At 38.9% G+C, this 16,847-nt stretch carries 19 protein-coding genes and 5 tRNA genes; 16 read left to right on the top strand and 8 right to left on the bottom strand.

Annotation, left to right across the window (positions count from 1 at the left end; translation table 11 throughout):
- Window positions 1-61: 61 nt before the first annotated feature.
- Both fliI and folE read right to left on the bottom strand, forming a co-directional pair.
- Window positions 62-1,372, bottom strand: a complete 1,311-nt coding sequence (fliI, locus tag CCAL5182_RS01945) for a flagellar protein export ATPase FliI (RefSeq protein ID WP_336610123.1) — start codon at window positions 1,370-1,372, stop codon at window positions 62-64.
- Complete coding sequence (gene folE / locus CCAL5182_RS01940; protein WP_169937928.1) at window positions 1,369-1,941, bottom strand: GTP cyclohydrolase I FolE; 573 nt, start codon at window positions 1,939-1,941, stop codon at window positions 1,369-1,371. Before folE ends, fliI begins: the two co-directional genes overlap by 4 nt.
- Before the next feature lie 137 nt (window positions 1,942-2,078).
- Here folE and tig point away from each other — a divergent pair, with 137 nt between their 5' ends.
- The 16 genes from tig to CCAL5182_RS01860 all read left to right on the top strand — a co-directional run bounded on the left by tig (window position 2,079) and on the right by CCAL5182_RS01860 (window position 13,010).
- Window positions 2,079-3,401 (top strand): trigger factor, encoded by a 1,323-nt coding sequence (tig, locus tag CCAL5182_RS01935; protein WP_169937930.1) that lies wholly within the window; start codon window positions 2,079-2,081, stop codon window positions 3,399-3,401.
- Entirely contained in the window at window positions 3,401-3,991 is a 591-nt protein-coding gene (clpP, locus tag CCAL5182_RS01930) for an ATP-dependent Clp endopeptidase proteolytic subunit ClpP (RefSeq protein ID WP_169937932.1), read from the top strand. The genes tig and clpP overlap by 1 nt, the downstream gene beginning before the upstream one ends.
- Window positions 3,992-4,000: 9 nt before the next feature.
- Window positions 4,001-5,032 carry a GGDEF domain-containing protein gene (locus CCAL5182_RS01925; protein ID WP_336610122.1) on the top strand — a complete coding sequence of 344 codons (1,032 nt, stop codon included), beginning with the start codon at window positions 4,001-4,003 and terminating at the stop codon, window positions 5,030-5,032.
- A gap of 2 nt (window positions 5,033-5,034) precedes the next feature.
- The gene (def, locus tag CCAL5182_RS01920; RefSeq protein WP_170000499.1) at window positions 5,035-5,595 is read left to right on the top strand and encodes a peptide deformylase; all 561 of its coding nucleotides are present in this window, start codon (window positions 5,035-5,037) and stop codon (window positions 5,593-5,595) included.
- Between the two features lie 65 nt (window positions 5,596-5,660).
- Window positions 5,661-7,172: a YifB family Mg chelatase-like AAA ATPase gene (locus CCAL5182_RS01915; RefSeq protein WP_170000498.1), complete on the top strand. Its 1,512-nt coding sequence runs from the start codon at window positions 5,661-5,663 to the stop codon at window positions 7,170-7,172.
- A 1-nt stretch (window position 7,173) separates the two neighbouring features.
- Window positions 7,174-8,634: an NAD(P)H-hydrate dehydratase gene (locus CCAL5182_RS01910; protein ID WP_336610121.1), complete on the top strand. Its 1,461-nt coding sequence runs from the start codon at window positions 7,174-7,176 to the stop codon at window positions 8,632-8,634.
- Window positions 8,616-9,200 (top strand): phosphoribosylglycinamide formyltransferase, encoded by a 585-nt coding sequence (gene purN / locus CCAL5182_RS01905; protein ID WP_336610120.1) that lies wholly within the window; start codon window positions 8,616-8,618, stop codon window positions 9,198-9,200. Before CCAL5182_RS01910 ends, purN begins: the two co-directional genes overlap by 19 nt.
- A 9-nt stretch (window positions 9,201-9,209) precedes the next feature.
- Complete coding sequence (locus CCAL5182_RS01900) at window positions 9,210-10,244, top strand: threonine aldolase family protein (RefSeq protein ID WP_336610119.1); 1,035 nt, start codon at window positions 9,210-9,212, stop codon at window positions 10,242-10,244.
- A gap of 54 nt (window positions 10,245-10,298) precedes the next feature.
- The gene (locus CCAL5182_RS01895) at window positions 10,299-11,021 is read left to right on the top strand and encodes a TerC family protein (RefSeq protein WP_336610118.1); all 723 of its coding nucleotides are present in this window, start codon (window positions 10,299-10,301) and stop codon (window positions 11,019-11,021) included.
- 43 nt (window positions 11,022-11,064) lie between these two features.
- The gene (locus tag CCAL5182_RS01890) at window positions 11,065-12,399 is read left to right on the top strand and encodes an MATE family efflux transporter (protein WP_336610117.1); all 1,335 of its coding nucleotides are present in this window, start codon (window positions 11,065-11,067) and stop codon (window positions 12,397-12,399) included.
- A gap of 3 nt (window positions 12,400-12,402) precedes the next feature.
- Window positions 12,403-12,549 (top strand): hypothetical protein, encoded by a 147-nt coding sequence (locus tag CCAL5182_RS01885; RefSeq protein WP_169937950.1) that lies wholly within the window; start codon window positions 12,403-12,405, stop codon window positions 12,547-12,549.
- Window positions 12,540-12,617: transfer RNA gene (locus CCAL5182_RS01880), tRNA-Pro, on the top strand. The genes CCAL5182_RS01885 and CCAL5182_RS01880 overlap by 10 nt, the downstream gene beginning before the upstream one ends.
- A 10-nt stretch (window positions 12,618-12,627) precedes the next feature.
- Window positions 12,628-12,704 (top strand) — tRNA-His (locus CCAL5182_RS01875).
- Window positions 12,705-12,710: 6 nt separating this feature from the next.
- Window positions 12,711-12,787 (top strand) — tRNA-Arg (locus CCAL5182_RS01870).
- 13 nt (window positions 12,788-12,800) lie between these two features.
- Window positions 12,801-12,877, top strand: a tRNA-Arg gene (locus CCAL5182_RS01865).
- Window positions 12,878-12,925: 48 nt separating this feature from the next.
- Window positions 12,926-13,010, top strand: a tRNA-Leu gene (locus CCAL5182_RS01860).
- A 120-nt stretch (window positions 13,011-13,130) separates the two neighbouring features.
- On the opposite strand, the gene CCAL5182_RS01855 is transcribed toward CCAL5182_RS01860, so the two are convergent.
- From CCAL5182_RS01855 to moaA, 6 genes are read right to left on the bottom strand one after another with little or no spacing between them, the layout of a single operon-like run.
- On the bottom strand, window positions 13,131-13,784 hold the full coding sequence (locus CCAL5182_RS01855; RefSeq protein ID WP_170015323.1) for a 16S rRNA (uracil(1498)-N(3))-methyltransferase: 654 nt from the start codon (window positions 13,782-13,784) through the stop codon (window positions 13,131-13,133).
- Window positions 13,785-14,186, bottom strand: a complete 402-nt coding sequence (locus CCAL5182_RS01850; protein WP_169937954.1) for a hypothetical protein — start codon at window positions 14,184-14,186, stop codon at window positions 13,785-13,787.
- 10 nt (window positions 14,187-14,196) lie between these two features.
- Window positions 14,197-14,406: a hypothetical protein gene (locus tag CCAL5182_RS01845; RefSeq protein ID WP_336610116.1), complete on the bottom strand. Its 210-nt coding sequence runs from the start codon at window positions 14,404-14,406 to the stop codon at window positions 14,197-14,199.
- Window positions 14,406-14,987 (bottom strand): 6-pyruvoyl trahydropterin synthase family protein, encoded by a 582-nt coding sequence (locus tag CCAL5182_RS01840; RefSeq protein ID WP_336610115.1) that lies wholly within the window; start codon window positions 14,985-14,987, stop codon window positions 14,406-14,408. Before CCAL5182_RS01840 ends, CCAL5182_RS01845 begins: the two co-directional genes overlap by 1 nt.
- Window positions 14,987-15,748 (bottom strand): 7-carboxy-7-deazaguanine synthase QueE, encoded by a 762-nt coding sequence (locus CCAL5182_RS01835; RefSeq protein WP_169972293.1) that lies wholly within the window; start codon window positions 15,746-15,748, stop codon window positions 14,987-14,989. The genes CCAL5182_RS01840 and CCAL5182_RS01835 overlap by 1 nt, the downstream gene beginning before the upstream one ends.
- Window positions 15,748-16,716 (bottom strand): GTP 3',8-cyclase MoaA, encoded by a 969-nt coding sequence (gene moaA, locus CCAL5182_RS01830; protein WP_170015319.1) that lies wholly within the window; start codon window positions 16,714-16,716, stop codon window positions 15,748-15,750. Before moaA ends, CCAL5182_RS01835 begins: the two co-directional genes overlap by 1 nt.
- Between the last annotated feature and the right edge of the window lie 131 nt (window positions 16,717-16,847).

Raw genomic sequence — 16,847 nt, 5'->3', positions numbered from 1 at the left:
CTTTAACGGCAATTGTTTTTAGCCAAGTAAAATTTGTAAAAAGTCGAAATTTAAAGGCTTTTTAACTATTTATCTGTGCTAAAATTTCCTGTGTTTTTTCAAATTCAAAAGCCTCGTCAGAGTCTTGTTTTAAGAAATTTTCCATGTATTCTTTTTTAGATATAGCAAGGTCAAGCTCCTTGTCGCTACCTCTTTGATATGCGCCGATACGAAGCAGGACTTCATTTTCTTTTAGGAGTGAATAAAGACGTTTAAATTTCATGGCATTTTGACGATGTTCTTTGGTTATGACATCGCCCATGACGCGAGAGGCAGAGTTTTGGATATTTATTGGCGGATAAATTCCAAAGTCTGTTAGCTCGCGGCTAAGCACGATATGTCCGTCAAGTATCGAACGACTTTGATCGGCTATAGGGTCGCTCATATCATCGCCCTCAACTAGCACTGTAAAAAATGCCGTGATCGAGCCCTTGCCCTCCTCTTTGCCTGCGCGCTCCATGAGTTGAGGAAGTAGCGTAAGCGAGCTTGGTGGATATCCTTTTGAGGTTGGCGGTTCGCCAAGGCTTAGCCCGATCTCTCGTTGTGCCATGGCAAAACGGGTTACGCTATCCATGATAAAAAGCACATCGTTGCCTTGCTCTTTAAAATACTCAGCCACGCTCATTGCGCAAAATGCACCGTATTTTCGCATAAGTGAGCTATCATCGCTGGTTGCCACGACGATAACTGTTCCGCTTAGATCTCCACCTAGGTTTTTTTCTATAAATTCAGGCACTTCGCGTCCGCGCTCTCCGATAAGTGCTACTACTTTTATGGGCGCTTGAGTATTTTTTACTATCATACCCATTAGCGTGCTTTTGCCAACCCCAGAACCTGCAAAAATTCCAAGTTTTTGCCCTTTACCGCATGTTAAAAGACCGTCTATACTCTTTATCCCAACACTAAAAGGTTCGTTTATAAGCCCTCGCTTCATAGCGTCTATAGGGGATTTCATTATGGGTGCAAATTCGCTCATATCAAGAGCTCCTTTGCCGTCTATGGGACGCATAAACGGATCTACTACGCGCCCAAGCAGTGCTTTGCCAACCGTGATATTCATACCCTGATCGCTGCCATAGACAAAGTCGCCTATCTTAAAACCCTCAACAAAACCAAACGGGCTAACGTAAGCCTCGCCGGTTTTTATCTGTGTAACCATGCCGATTTCGCTTTTGCTTTTATCTTTTGCAACGATACGGACGATATCTCCGATACTTGGGCGAAGTCCGGTTATTTGTATGGTTGTAGCAGTTATCTTTGTTATAACGCCAAAGGTGTTAGAAAGAGAGATATTGTCGTTTTTTAGCTTTGATTTTAGGCGTTCTAAGCTCAAAAGTGAGTTTCCCTTGGTGAGTTTATAAGCGAGAAAAATTCCCGTCTAGTGCCCTCGTTTTTGATAAAACATCCGCGAAGAGCCGACGTGGTAGTGGTTGAATTTATCTTTTGCACGCCCCTCATTTCAACACACATGTGTCTAGCCTCGACAACTACACCCACGCCTTTTGGCGCGATAACTTCCTCAAGAGCCTGAGCTATTTGCTCGGTCATTTGTTCTTGGATCTGAAGTCTTCTGGCATAGATATTTACCATGCGAGGAATTTTAGAAAGCCCCACAACCTTACCGTTTGGTATATATGCCACATGTACGCGGCCGATTATAGGAAGTAGGTGATGTTCGCAAAGGCTGTAAAATTCGATATTTCTAATAAGTACCATTTCATTGTTTGAACTTGTAAAAAGCGCATCGTTTAATACTGTTTTTGGGTCTTGTTCGTAGCCGCTGGTTAGAAATTTAAACGCCTTATAGACGCGTTCAGGGGTCTTAAGTAACCCCTCGCGATTTGTATCTTCTCCGATGATTTGTAGTATATTTTTTACTGAGTTTTCAAAACTTTCTTGCATAAAATTCTCCAAAATTTTTAAAAAGATCATTTTATATAAAAACGCCTTTGTGATCTATAAAATTTAGTAATTTATACTATAAATAAGGAAAAATTTGATATATTTTAGACTAAATTTTTGTAAATAAAAGGAAATAAATGCAAATCGACTCAAAACAACTTGATAGCGTTAACGTAGAAGTAAACGCAAAAGTATCAAACGACGAAGTTAAAGCTAAGGTTGAAAAACTAGCTAAACAAGCGTCTAAAAGCATGAAAGTGGATGGTTTTAGAAAAGGACATGTTCCTACCGCTGTTGTATTAAAACGCTATGAAAAAGAACTAACAGGCGACGCTGAGCAAGAGATTTTAAGAGATATAGTAAATGAAGCAGTAAAGCAAGCTGGTAAAAAAGCAGACGATATCATCGGCGAGCCAAGTGTTTCTAAATTTGATAAAAACGACGATAGCCTTGATGTAGAGATGACTGTTTCTTTCAAACCAAATGTAGATGTAAGTGGATATGAGGAGCTTATACCTGATTTTGCAACTCCACGCGTGCTTAAAAAAGATATCGACGAGAAGAAAAACGAGCTTTTAAAGATGATGGCTCCACTTGAAAAAGTAGAAGCTGATAGAGAGCTTGCAAATGGGGATTTTGCTAAATTTGACTTTGAGGGCTTTGTTGACGGTGAAGCGTTTGACGGCGGTAAGGCCGAAGGCTACGTGCTTGAGATAGGCTCTGGTCAGTTCATCCCTGGTTTTGAAGATGGCATGGTGGGTCTAAAAGTAGGACAAGAGCGCGATGTTGAGGTAAAATTCCCTGATAATTACGGTGCTGCTCATTTAGCCGGCAAACCTGCGGTGTTTAAAGTAAAACTACTTGAGATCCAAGAGCGCAAAGTGCCTGAAAATATAGATGAGCAAACACTAAAAGCTATAATGCCAAACGAGGAAAATCCAACCGAAGAGCTACTTGAAGAGCGTATAAAAGACCAAATTCGCCAAGAGAAAATTTTTAACCTTATAAGCGAAGAGTTAAAGCCTAAATTTGCAGAAGCGGTAGTTGAGAAATTCCATTTTGATATACCAAAAAATATCGTTGAGCAAGAGATAGATATGCAGTTTAGAAACGCATGGGCTGGTTTTAGCGAAGAAGAGATGAAAACATTTAGAGAAGATCGTGATGCAGTTGTTAAAAAGCGTGACGAATACCGCGAAGATGCTCAAAAAAGTGTTCGCTTGACATTTATTATTGATGAGCTAGCTCGTGTTAGAAATGTAAAAATCAGCGACCAAGAAGTTGTTCAAGCTGTGTATTTTGAAGCTTATAGAAGTGGACGTGATCCTAAACAACACCTTGAGATGTATAGAGCGCAAGGTATGCTTCCTGCTATAAAAATGTCAATGATCGAAGAGAAATTATTTAACGAAATGTTTAATAAAGAGGATAAAAAAGCCAAAAAAGAGAAGGCTGAGTAATGAGCTATTATGTTCCTGTCGTAGTTGAGAGAACAAGCAGGGGTGAGAGAAGTTATGACATCTACTCTCGCTTGTTAAAAGATAGGATCGTTATGCTAAGCGGAGAGATAGAAGACGGCATGGCTGCTTCTATCGTCGCTCAGCTTTTGTTTTTAGAAGCAGAAGATCCTGAAAAAGATATATACCTATATATAAATTCACCCGGTGGTGTTATAACTAGCGGATTTAGTATATATGATACGATGAACTATATAAAGCCTGACGTTTGCACGATTTGTATCGGTCAAGCAGCATCTATGGGTGCGTTTTTGTTAAGTTGCGGTGCTCCAGGAAAAAGATATGCTTTACCAAATTCACGTATAATGATACATCAGCCTTTAGGCGGTGCTAGAGGTCAGGCAACCGATATAGAAATTCACGCGCGTGAAATTTTACGCTTGAAAGAAATTTTAAACGATACTTTGGCTAAAAATACCGGTCAAAAGTTATCAAAAATAGCAAAAGATACCGAACGAGATCTTTTTATGAGCGCACAAGAAGCTAAAGATTATGGTCTTATCGATAAAATTTTGGAGAAAAGCTTTAAATAGGAAAAGGCTATGATAAAGATAGATAGTGCTCCCGCCCCTGAAAATAAAATGGCCATTAGAAGACCGGGGCTGAAAAAGAAAAACGATATAAACGAATTTTCAGAAAGCGTTTTGCGAGGATTAGCCGCCGATAATGTCCCCTCTATCCCAAGCAATTATCTTATATATTTTGAAAAGATGCTTGATGATCAGCCGGAAGAATTTAAAAAACATGTCGGCGAGGCTATACAGTCGCAACACGAAGGCGTAGCAAAAGATATCGAGAGTAACTTTCGCATAGAAAAAGAAGTTAGACAAAGTCTTATGCAGATAAAAGGCATGCTTCAGTCTATAGTTCTCATATATAAAAATTTAAACGTTATGAAAGGCATCATGCGTAGGCATGTCGATAGCCTTGATAATAACGTAAATTTACTTGCCGTCCAAAATGTCTTAAATGGCTTTAACTCCGATCTCTCAAAGTTAAACAACCTAATGGATAAGCATATTGAGGTTATAAAGGCTAACTACGAAGAGATCGGCAAGATGTTTAAAGTCATCGAAGAAAGATCGATACACGACATAGCCTATGATGTTTATAATAAAAAATTCTTTATATCAACGCTTCAAGATGAGATAGATGCGGTTAAAAGATACGGATATAACTCATCATTCTTGTTTTTAAAGGTTAGGGACGAATTTTTAGGCCAAGTAAAAAGCCTAAAAGAGCAAAATAATATCTTTAAAACCATCGCTCAACTTTTGCTAAGAACATCAAGAAGAAGCGATATAGTGGCTCATTACGGAGATGGCTGTTTTGCTATGGTTATGAAATACACAGACGAAAACGGCGCAAAGCTTGCGTGTAGCAGGATAGCTTCTATGCTTTCAAATGTTCCTTGTAGGCTAGGTGATAGCGAGTATAAACTCGATGTTCAGATCGTGGCCAGCTTGCTTTCAAAAAACAAAACCATAGAAGAAACCGTATCAAGAGCATTAGATAAATTATACGAAAACAGCACAGATGAACAGCCTGTATTTTTAACTAACGAATCGGAGTAATTTTGATCTTAGAAATTTTATCTTATCCAAACAAAAAACTTTACGAAGTCTCTTCTGAAGTAGTTGAATTTGACGAGAAGTTACATGAGCTACTTGATGATATGTATGAAACCATGATAGCAAAAGAGGGTATAGGTCTAGCTGCTATACAAGTGGGCGTTGCAAAGCGTGTTTTGATCATAAATTTAGTAAATGAAGAGGGTATCCAGGATAAGACAGATCTACTTGAAGTGATAAATCCCAAATTTGAGCTAAAGCAGGGCGAATGCGTCTATCAAGAGGGTTGTCTTAGCGTTCCTGGTTTTTACGAGGATGTAAAGAGAGCGGAATTTGTAAAAGTATCGTATCAAGATCGTTTTGGCAATGCTCAAAGCATCGAAGCTGACGGGCTTTTAGCGATCGCGCTTCAACACGAAAACGACCATCTTGAAGGTCATCTTTTTATCGAGAAAATAGGCTTTAATAAGCGAAAGAGATTTGATAAAGAATACAAAGAAGCGCAAAAAACTTCATCTACCAAAAATAAATCCGAGCGAAAAATTCGCCATCAAGATGACAAATAGCCTTAAAATATCTAAATTTTAGATATTTTAAGGCGGACTTTGAAATTTACCAAGAAAGGAAGATGTTGAAATCTCTAAAATGCGCCGCATATAGCGACGGTCTAAAGATAATTGAAGTAGAATCAACATTTTCAAGAGGGCTTCCTGGATTTAGCATAGTGGGACTTGCGGGTGCTAGCATAAAAGAGAGTGCAGAGCGAGTTAAAGCCGCACTTCTTGCGTTAAATTTTAGCTTTCCCGCACAAAAAATCACCATAAATTTATCTCCGTCAGACCTTCCTAAGTCTGGCTCGCATTTTGACCTTGCCATCGCTCTTTTGATAGCCCTTCAAAAATCGCCAAATCTTGATAAAATTTTTGTTTTTGGAGAGCTTGGACTTGACGGAAGTATTAAAAATACCGCAAATTTATTTTCCATTTTATTGTTTTTAAGTACAAGCGTTAGCAGGGCAAAAGTGCTTGTGCCACACGAGATAGCGCAAAAAGCCTCAATGATACCAAATCTTGAAATTTACGGCGTATCAAATTTAAAAGAAGCTATAAATTTTTTTCAAGATGACGAGTTTGCAAGTAGTTGTGTTTTTAAAAACTCACATCCTCTCTTTCAAAACGTAATTGATATAAACGGCGAAAGCTATGTTCCTAATCAAAATTTTGAGCTTGATTTTAGTGATGTTTTGGGGCAAAGTAGAGCAAAGAGAGCTTGCTTGATCGCGGCAGTCGGCATGCACAACATCATCTTTGAAGGAAGCCCCGGATGTGGCAAAAGTATGTGTGCAAAACGACTTGTTTACATACTTCCACCGCAAAGTTTAAGTGAAATTTTAAACACTGCCGCATATCGTTCGTTAAGTTTACAAGATAGCGAATTTAGCGCTCTTAGGGTTTTTAGAGCGCCTCATCACACAAGCACCAAAAGCTCGATATTTGGCGGAGGATCTAGTGTTGCAAAGATCGGAGAAGCAGCTCTTGCAAATGCCGGAGTGCTTTTTTTTGATGAGTTTGTTCACTTTCCAAAACAGATCATCGAAAGTCTTCGCGAACCACTAGAAGATCATAAAATTCATATCTCGCGCGTAAATTCTAAGATAACTTACGATACTAAATTTTTATTTGCGGCTGCTCTTAATCCATGCCCTTGCGGAAATTTACTCTCACAGGAGTTAAACTGCAGATGTAGTGAAAACGAGATAAAAAACTATAAATCTAGACTCTCAGAGCCTATACTTGACCGCATGGATTTATACGTGCAAATGGAAGAAGTTAGTAAAGACGACCGCAGTGATATCACCTCAAAACAGATGAGCGATCTTGTCTTAAAGGCATTTAAATTTCAAAAAATGCGCGGGCAAGCGGAGCTAAATGGCAAACTAAGCGACGCTGATATTGCTAAGTTTTGTCTTTGCGATGATGTAGCAAAAGAGATTTTAAACACTGCTGTATCAAGATATCATCTCTCGCAACGTGCCATAAAAAAGGTTTTAAAAGTGGCTAGAAGTATTGCTGACTTAGAGCAAAGTAAACTTATACAAAAAGCACATATCTTAGAGGCTTTAAGCTTTAGAGCAAGGAGTTAGAGTGAAAAAGCTATTTGTCCAAACAAACGAACTTGATGAACGAGCGACGCTGGAGCTAGGACTTAGTGGCGAAATTTTAATGGAAAATGCTGCTAGTAAGATAGCAAATTTAATAAGAAAGAAATTTAAAAAAGGCTCTAAAATCTTAGGCGTAGCAGGTAGCGGCAATAACGGTGCCGATGTGATAGCCGCGCTTAGAATGCTTTACGGAGATTATGATACGGAAATTTTTCTTTGCAAAGAGGAGCTTGGAGAGCTAGCCAAAAAGCAATTTTTAGCCGCGCAAAAGGTCGGCGTTAAAAGAATTTACGAGATAGAAGGCTTTAAAAGCGGCACTCATTTGATAAAAGACGACAAATTTATACCGACAAAAAAGCAAAATATAAAATGCGTGATAGATGGAATATTCGGCTCGGGACTAAGCAGGGAGCTAGACGATGGGTATATTGAGATAATCAATGCTTTAAATGATATAAAATCTTATAAAATAGCCTGCGACGTGCCAAGCGGACTAGATAAAAACGGTAAAATTTTAGGGGCATGTTTTAGGGCGGATGTTACCGTAACCATGGGAGCTAGAAAGCTAGGGCTCTACTCTGATGCGGCAAAGAATTTCACCGGTAAGATCAAAGTTGCCAGGCTTGGCGTTAGTGATAAAATTTTCCAAACGCAAACACAAAATTTCTTACTTGAAAAATCCGATATGAAACTTCCATTTAGGGATGATAAAAATGTAAATAAAGGAAATTTCGGCCATATTTTTGTTATGGTAGGCGAGCATGAGGGTGCGGCTAGGATGTCGGCACTAGCCGCTAGTGCGATGGGCGCAGGGCTTGTTAGTGTGATAAGCGATGAGAAGATTTTAACGCTTGATGATAAGCTAATGCAAAGCAAGGATGTAAGCGAGAAAATGAATGCCGGAGCCGTTGGCATGGGACTTGGCAAACAAGGGATACAAAAGCTTGATTTTGAAGTGCTTAAGCGCAAGTCGCTTGTTTTAGACGCTGATATGTGCCACGAGCCTCGCACGATAGAGCTTTTAAGGGCAAACAAAAATATAGTTATCACGCCTCATCCCAAAGAGTTTAGCTCGCTTTTAAATTTGGCTGGATTTGGGGAGCTTGAGGTTGGCAAGATACAAGAGGATCGCTTTTGTTTGGCTAGGAAATTTAGCCTTGAGTTTAAATGTGTCCTCTTACTTAAAGGTGCAAATACGATAATCGCGCAAGATGGTAAAATTTACGTCATGAGATACGGCACGAGCGCACTAGCAAAGGGCGGTAGTGGAGATGTGCTTTCGGGTCTTATAGTAGGGCTTTTGGCGCAAGGCTACACTCCGCTTGATGCGGCGATAACGGCTAGCTTGGCTCATGCTTTATCTGCTCGCAAATTTAAGGCTGCCAACTACGCGCTAAGTCCAAAAGATATCATAAAGGGGGTAAAATGCTTACGAAAAAAATAGCCATACTTTTTAGTGGATCAGGGTCAAATTTAGAGGCGATTTTAAGCAAGGTTCATGGGAAAATTTTTAACGGCGTTAAGCTTGAGGTCGTGCTTACTTTATCAAATAAAGCCGACGCTTATGGCGTACAAAGAGCAAGAAAATACGGGCTTGAAAGCGTCATTATAGAAAATAAAAATTTTAACTCCCGTGAAGAATTCGACACCGCTCTTGTAAAGGAGATTGAAAAATACGATGTTGATCTGGTTGTTTTGGCTGGATTTATGCGAATTTTAACAAGTGTTTTTACTTCTAAGATCAAAGCTATCAACCTTCACCCATCGCTTTTGCCATTATTTAAGGGTGCTCACGCCATCAAAGAGAGCTTTGAGAGCGATATGCAAGTAGGCGGTGTTAGCGTGCATTGGGTTAGCGAGGAGTTAGACGGTGGTAAGATCATCGCGCAAAGAGCCTTTGAACGCGAAAATCAAATGAGTTTTGAAGCCTGGGAGGGTAAAATTCACGCTTTAGAGCATGAAATTTTACCCGAAAGTATAATAAAAATTTTATCTAAAAATGAAAAATAAAGGAAGTAGATGACGTATTTTCAGTGTGATTACGCAAGTGGAGCACATCCAAAGGTTGTAGAAAGCTTGATCGTTACAAATGAAGACCAGACGTTAGGATACGGGGATGATAAATACTGTCAAAGCGCAGCGCAAAAGATAAAAGAGGCATGCGCGCAACCAAATGCACAGATTCATTTTTTAATCGGCGGTACGCAAACCAACTCAACCGTTATTACATCCATACTTCGCCCACATCAAGGTGTTATCTCGGCCCATAGCGGTCATATCGCGGTACATGAAACAGGGGCGATAGAGGCTGGTGGGCACAAGGTATTAACACTGGATGCGATAGATGGCAAGATCACAGCCGAGCAGGTAAAAGAGTGTTACATGCAACACAAGATCGATCCGTCAAGAGGTCACACTGTCCAGCCGGGCATGGTTTATATATCATTTCCAACTGAAAGCGGCACACTGTATACAAAAGAGGAGCTAACAAGACTTTATGAAGTTTGCAAAGAGTTAAATTTACCGCTTTTTATCGACGGAGCAAGACTTGGTTATGGTTTGATGAGCCAGTACTGTGATGTTAGCTTAAAAGATATCGCAAATTTATGCGATGTGTTTTACATAGGAGGAACTAAGTGCGGTTCGTTATTTGGCGAGGCAGTTGTTATCGTTAACGACGCTTTAAAGCGTGACTTTCGCTATATCATGAAGCAACGTGGCGCACTTTTGGCTAAAGGCAGGATGCTAGGTGTTCAGTTTGATGCGTTATTTACTGATGAACTTTATTTTAAAATTTGCAAAGATGCCGTCAAATACGCGCTTATGATAAGAAAAGCCTTTGAAGAAAAGGGTGTAGAGGTCATGGCAAATTCCACGACAAATCAGCAATTTTTCGCGATAAGCGACGAGTGGCTTGAAATTTTAAGTAAAAAATACGTCTTTGCATTTTTCTACAAATTGCCTGATGGACGAAATTTTATTAGAATTTGCACGAGTTGGGCTAGTAAAGAAGAGGAAGTTTTAAGTCTTATAGAAGACATCAGATCGCTATAAATTTACTTGTTTGATGTATAATCGCGTTTTTAAATTTAAACCATAAGGAAAAAGATGTTTGAATGGATGAGTTCACCCGAGGCGTGGATAGCGCTTTTGACGCTTACGGGGCTTGAGATAGTTTTGGGTATAGATAATATCATTTTTATAGCGATCCTTGTAGGCAAGTTGCCCGCGCATCAGCGAGATAAGGCGCGTATTATAGGTCTTGCATTTGCGATGATTACTAGAATTTTGCTTCTTCTTTCGTTATTTTGGATCATGAAGCTTACAAAGCCGCTCTTTAGCATGTTTGACTTTACGATAACGGGGCGAGACTTGGTGCTAATTATCGGCGGCTTGTTTTTAATAGCCAAATCAACCCTTGAAATTCACTCAAATGTCGTAGGTGAGCAGCATGAAGAAAAGATCGTCAAAGCGGCGGGATTTACTTTAACTATTATTGAGATTGGTATTTTGGATATTGTATTTTCTCTTGATAGTGTTATTACTGCGGTTGGCATGGCAAATCATATCGAGATCATGATCTTAGCTGTTATTATAGCTGTTGGAGTGATGATGTTTGCCTCAAAGTCTATTTCTGACTTTGTTGATAATAACCCGACTATTAAAATTTTGGCTCTAGCATTTTTGATCCTTATCGGTTTTACGCTAGTTGGAGAAGGACTTGGACTTCACGTGCCAAAAGGCTATATTTATTTTGCGATGGCATTTTCGTTATCGGTTGAGCTTATCAATATATATGCTAGAAAAAAACAAGAGCAAATTAAACATTAAAATTTATAGTAAAAGGCGGTTTTTCCGCCTTTAAAATTAAACCATGAACCTCACAAAAGACCCTATAAACAAACTCATCGTTTCTCTTGCTACTCCAGCGGCTTTAGCTATGCTTTTTAATACTATCTATAATGCCACCGGGACATTTTTTGCTGCTAAAATTTCAACTTCAGCTACGGCGGGGCTTTCCATGAGCTTTTTGCTCTATCTTAGCGTTGTCGGTATGGGGCTTGGTTTTGGTTCGGCATTATCGGCGCTTATCGGCAATGCACTTGGGGCCAACAAGCTCTTCTTGGCTAAAATTTACGCCCAAAAAGGGGCGGTTTTTGTATTGATATTTGCTATTTTTATGGGGAGTTTGGGTTATACGGTAGCGCCTAAATTTCTTGTGTTTTTAGGAGCAAATGAGGAGTTTTTAACAGAGGCACTTGAGTATATACGAGTGATATTTGTCGCTTCGCCGTTTTTCTTATCTATAAAGGCTCTTAACGGTATTTTGATCGCTCTTGGCGATACAAAAAGCCTTAGAAATTGGCTGTTTTTTGGTATTTTTATAAATATTGGGCTTTGTTTCGTTTTTGTGAAGATGTTAAATTTGGGCGTTGCAAGCATTGCTTTTTCTACCGCGTTTGTGCAGTTTATGGGGTGTATTTTTTTATTTAAGAAGATATATAAAAGTGGCATGATAAATTTTGAAAATATGAGAAATTTCTTGCCTGATATTAGAATTTATAAAAAAATTTTAAATCAAGCATTTCCTGCTTGCCTAAACTATCTTTCAATGTCGCTTGGCGGTCTTGTTTTGCTTAAATTTATAAGCTACTACGGCACTGATGCTGTTGCAGGATATGGTGTAGCACTTCGTATCGAGCAGCTTACCACTCTTCCTACTATCGGTATCGCTGCGGCAGTTTTGAGTATCGTTTCTCGTAACTACGGAGCAAGAAAGCACGATCGCGTTTTGCTTTGTTATAAAAATGCGATTAAAATTTTGCTTTTACTTTTTGTATTTGCGGCAATGTTTTTGATATTTGTCGCACCTAGGGTTATTTCATTTTTTGACATAAATGACAGCGCCACGGCAATTGCTAAGGGTTACTTGCTAATTAGCGCTTTTAGCTTTTTAGGCTATGGCGTTATGAATATCTCAGGAAGCGTTCTTCAAGCGGTTAAAAAGCCAAAAATGGTTTTTGTATTAAACGCAACAAGGCAACTGATCTTGCAAAGCGTTGCCTATAGTACGGTTATTTATGTTTTAAAAGGCACGATAGAGCATATCTGGATAGCGATGTTTATAAATGTCTATTTTACGGCCTTGTGCTTTGCTTGTGTTAGTGTTTATGTGTTAAAACGTAAAATGCAAGGTGATGGCTATTGAAATTTGAGTTATAATGCTCAAAGTAGAAAATTTGATAAAAATATTTTGATTACTTTAAGCGTAAATTTATTGACATTAAAATACTTTTTAGCTAAAATAGCACTTTTTAATGAGGTAGTGGCAAATGCTCACAACTCAGGCGGGGTGTAGCGCAGTCTGGTTAGCGCATCTGGTTTGGGACCAGAGGGTCGAAGGTTCGAATCCTTTCACCCCGACCACTTTGAAATGGTGAGTGTAGCTCAGTCGGTTAGAGCATCAGATTGTGGTCCTGAGGGTCGTGGGTTCGATTCCCATCACTCACCCCATTTTGGGCGCTCGTAGCTCAATTGGATAGAGCGACAGACTTCGGATCTGTAGGTTATGGGTTCGACTCCTATCGGGCGCGCCACGTTATTTCATATGCGCTCATAGCTCAGCTGGATAGAGCAACGGCCTTCTAAGCCGTAGGCCTCAGGTTCGAATCCTGATGGGCGTACCATTTTTGGTTTATTTAAGTTTATTTTAGATAAACTACGATTTCTTTCTTGCGGATGTGGTGAAATTGGCAGACACGCCAGACTTAGGATCTGGTGCTTCACGGCGTGGAGGTTCAAGTCCTCTCATCCGCACCACTTTTATTCTATAAATATTTGCTTACAAAGTACAAGGTTTTTATTAAAACAATATGTAATGTAAAATATAGATTTATAAAATAACATAAAAACTATAATTTTTATAAATCTAACATTAACTTACACTAAAAATTTACTTGCTATACTGATGATGGCTGTTTGTGATTTTAAGATATTTTGCGTTTTAAGTGAGTATTGGTTTTGAAGTTTTAAGCTCTCTTCCGGAGCAAATCCACCTTCTGGTCCTATAAGTAGTAGCTCGTTTGAGTATTTTTCTAGACTTTTGCCGTTAAAATTTATAGCTGCAACGTTTTGATAAACATCTAAAAATTCATCCAAGCTGTTATAAATTTCAAACTCCATTAGCGTTGATCTACCGCTTTGCTCGCAAGATAGGGCGCAAATATATTCTAAACGCTCAAAATCTATTTTAAAATTTGCTTGAGAAAATTTAGTATAAACAAAGATGAGTTTGCCAACACCTAGCTCATTTAAAAATGGCAATGCCTTTTCTATCGTTTTTGGATCTACGACAGCCCAAGCGATGCTAAAGTCATACACAACTTTAGGCACGCTACTTGTAAACACAAGCTCTAAAATAGCGCTTCTTCTGTCAAACTCTATGATCTCGTATAAATAATCCTTGCCGTCTTTTAAATTTCTAAAGCTTACCCTGTCGCCTTTGATATTTCTTCGCGCTTTTAGATGTAAAAAAGTTTCATTTACAACCTTTAGTTGTTCACATCCTGCGCGCTCATCGTATAAAAATTTCATTTAAAACCCCGCAAAGATCAAGATACTAATATCGGCTATGCCCTTAAAAAGCGCAAATCGTCTAAATTTGACCAAATTTCCCTCTCTTTGGTATCGTTTAAGGCGTTTGTAGCCTATGGCGCTTAATGCTATGAGTGCAAAAATACCAAGAACCATCTTTAAAACATGCAAATTTACGATGAAATTTAAAACACTTAAAAGCACAAGCCCCGTAAAAAATATCGCTGCCAAAAATGCGTGATAAATGGGTAAAAAGTAACGAATTCTAAGCGAATAGTTTTTATTATTTATGCCAAATTGCGTAAGAAAAAGATAGATGCAAACAAGTGATAGTAAAACATGCATAAAACCTTGATGAAGCGGCAAGGTGTATGCGTAAAGCCCTAGTAAGTGTTCGTTCATGCTCTGCTCATTACTTACTTTGTGGGTTGTTTTGATTGCTTTCGATGGCAGGCTCTGGAGGCAAGGTCTCGTCTATAGTGACATTTGCGTCAAGTGCTGATATCGGCACATCGGTAGGCATGGTGTCGTTCTGTGTGGCAAATTCTACCTTCTTTTCTTCACAGCCACTAAGCCCAAACACCAAAAGTGCACAAAAGGCTAAAAATTTCATAAATTTCATCAAACATCCTTTGGATTTATGATCGGTTTTTTTAGTTTTATTTTCTCAAATAGCTCTTTATCTTCCCATTCTTCTATGATGGATGGCGAAAATACAATATTGTCTAAGCTTATATCGCCCATGCACTCGTTATACGCGTCATCATAAAAGCACTGTGCATATCCTGTGTCGGTTTCGTGCACGATAACACTATGAAGTTTTACTTCGCGCTCTCCGTTGCTCATGACGGTGCTTTTTAAAAGCCTATCGATGATGACGAAAAATACCCTACAAAACTGCTCTGCTGATGGATTTACCGGTATGCTTATCCAGCGTTGCGAGTGCTTTTTAAGGTCGTTTTGATACTCTAGGTCATCTTTGTCGTATATCGTTGTGGCGTGATCGAAGCTGTCTATTATAGTTTTGATGTTTTGTTTCATGAGTCCAAAGTCATAAACCATGCCAGCGTTGTCTAAGAAATTTGAGCTAAGTAAAATTTCTGCTACATAGCTATGTCCGTGTATACTGGTTCTGCAACGTTTAGAGCTGCAAAATCTAACAATATGTGCATTTTCAAATTTAAACAGTTTTCGTATTATCATTAAACACCCTCTTTTTTATCCCAAATTCTTATATGTATGCGCTCTGAGTAGTTAAACCCATGCTTAATAGCAAAATTTGCCACCGCAAGAGCATTGCGTGATAGTTCATCTTGCTCAGCGCCCATGGGCATACACCAAACTTCGTTTTTATATATATTTAAAACTTGCAAAATTTGTTCCAAGTCATCACTTGTTGGCTTATGTAAAACAAACTTATAAAAGCTGTCTTTTGCGTTTTGGCATATTGACTTTATGGCGCTTTCGTTTATGCGCTTAGCTTTGCTTATACCACTGTTTGATAGTTTTATGCCAAGTGCAAAGTAGCAACTTCTATAAACTGGAAATTTATCAAAATCAATCTCTATCGTTGCGTTGGTTTCGAAATGAACTTCAAATTCTCGCCTCAAAAATTCACTTGTTAAATTTATAAAGTTCTCATCTTTATGATGTATAAGCGGTTCTCCGCCTGTCATGACGATGATAGGCTTAAATTTCAGATCCTTGCAGTATCTATCAACGATGGATAAAATTTCATCTTTACTAAATGTCTTAGCTTCAAAATGTCCGGTAAAAACAGCTCTTATCGTATCGCAACCGGTTAAAATTTCGCCTGTTTTTTGTGATTTGACTTTTACGTTAAAGCCCGCGCAGTTTAGGTTACAACCAAAAAATCTTAAAAATATCGCCAACCGCCCTTGAAATTTCCCTTCGCCTTGAATGCTCAAAAAGCTCTCGACAAGTCTAAGTCCACTCTGTGACATCAACCACCCGTTTGATAAAATGCGCGGCTTGAGGTTTCGTTTTGAGTTCCGACCGCCCATTTGTTTTTCTCTGGTTTGTTTTCTAAAACCTGTCTTAAAATTTCACTAGCGACTACGATGTCGCCTTTGCTTACGGCATCTTTGATACTAAGCGCATCTTCAAAATAAAGACAAGGTATAAGTAGTCCCTCCGCGCTTAGGCGTATGCGGTTGCAACTCTCGCAAAAGTCGTGTTTGTGTGGGTCTATGATGCCAAATTTATAGCCGTCTTCTAGTTTGTAAATAGAGGCTGGGGAATTTGGTAGTTTTTCGTCTTTTGTGATTTTGTATTTTTCTGAGATGATGGCTAAAATTTCATCACTTTTTAGCCCTTTTAAGTCATCTTTGGCGTGAGTATTTTCCATGTATTCGATGAAGCGAATTTGAGAGCCTCTAAATTTTGCAAACTCGAGCAAAGACACGAGCTCGTTATCGTTTATGCCTTTAAGCGCCACAGTGTTTAGCTTGACCTTTAATCCTGCGTCAAGAGCCGCTTCAAATCCCGCTAAAACTTCGTGTAAAATACCCTTTTGAGCGATAAATTTCGCCTTTTTTTCATCAAGTGTATCAAGCGACATGTTTATGCGTTTTAGCCCCGCATCTTTTAATCTTTTGGCGTAGTGGCGTAGCATAAAGCCGTTTGTCGTAAGCGCAAGATCGATGTCTGGTTTATAGTCGCTTATCATTTTTATAAATACGTCTAAGTCCTTACGCACGAGCGGTTCGCCGCCTGTTATACGTATCTTTGTTACACCTTGGTCAATGGCGACTTTGACAAATAAAAATAGTTCTTCAAATGTTAATAAATTCTCTTTTGGCATCCAGCTAAACGGGGTTGTCGGCATGCAGTATCTGCAACGAAAGTTACATCTTTGAGTTACTGATATGCGTAAATAATCAACCGTTCTGCCATACTTATCAACTAGCATAGTTTTACCTTATAAAGCCATAAAATGCTTTTTAAATTTAATATCATCATTATAAACTAAAACTTTTAAACCAATATAAAACACAAAAGGTTGATTTTGCCGTTATTTGCGAGGCATTGCTTGGACTCAAA

The organism is Campylobacter sp. 7477a (assembly GCF_014892335.1).
Taxonomy (GTDB): domain Bacteria; phylum Campylobacterota; class Campylobacteria; order Campylobacterales; family Campylobacteraceae; genus Campylobacter_A; species Campylobacter_A californiensis.
Note: the sequence above shows the minus strand (reverse complement) of the source record. Positions and strands in the feature narration are given on the sequence as shown.

Bases quoted from the DNA above. Each gene is read 5' to 3' on its own strand.
- folE (WP_169937928.1), bottom strand. From the start codon at position 1,941: ATGCAAGAAAGTTTTGAAAACTCAGTAAAAAATATACTACAAATCATC.
- tig (WP_169937930.1), top strand. From the start codon at position 2,079: ATGCAAATCGACTCAAAACAACTTGATAGCGTTAACGTAGAAGTAAAC.
- clpP (WP_169937932.1), top strand. From the start codon at position 3,401: ATGAGCTATTATGTTCCTGTCGTAGTTGAGAGAACAAGCAGGGGTGAG.
- CCAL5182_RS01925 (WP_336610122.1), top strand. From the start codon at position 4,001: ATGATAAAGATAGATAGTGCTCCCGCCCCTGAAAATAAAATGGCCATT.
- purN (WP_336610120.1), top strand. From the start codon at position 8,616: ATGCTTACGAAAAAAATAGCCATACTTTTTAGTGGATCAGGGTCAAAT.
- CCAL5182_RS01900 (WP_336610119.1), top strand. From the start codon at position 9,210: ATGACGTATTTTCAGTGTGATTACGCAAGTGGAGCACATCCAAAGGTT.
- CCAL5182_RS01895 (WP_336610118.1), top strand. From the start codon at position 10,299: ATGTTTGAATGGATGAGTTCACCCGAGGCGTGGATAGCGCTTTTGACG.
- CCAL5182_RS01890 (WP_336610117.1), top strand. From the start codon at position 11,065: ATGAACCTCACAAAAGACCCTATAAACAAACTCATCGTTTCTCTTGCT.
- CCAL5182_RS01855 (WP_170015323.1), bottom strand. From the start codon at position 13,784: ATGAAATTTTTATACGATGAGCGCGCAGGATGTGAACAACTAAAGGTT.
- CCAL5182_RS01850 (WP_169937954.1), bottom strand. From the start codon at position 14,186: ATGAACGAACACTTACTAGGGCTTTACGCATACACCTTGCCGCTTCAT.
- CCAL5182_RS01845 (WP_336610116.1), bottom strand. From the start codon at position 14,406: ATGAAATTTATGAAATTTTTAGCCTTTTGTGCACTTTTGGTGTTTGGG.
- CCAL5182_RS01840 (WP_336610115.1), bottom strand. From the start codon at position 14,987: ATGATAATACGAAAACTGTTTAAATTTGAAAATGCACATATTGTTAGA.
- CCAL5182_RS01835 (WP_169972293.1), bottom strand. From the start codon at position 15,748: ATGTCACAGAGTGGACTTAGACTTGTCGAGAGCTTTTTGAGCATTCAA.
- moaA (WP_170015319.1), bottom strand. From the start codon at position 16,716: ATGCTAGTTGATAAGTATGGCAGAACGGTTGATTATTTACGCATATCA.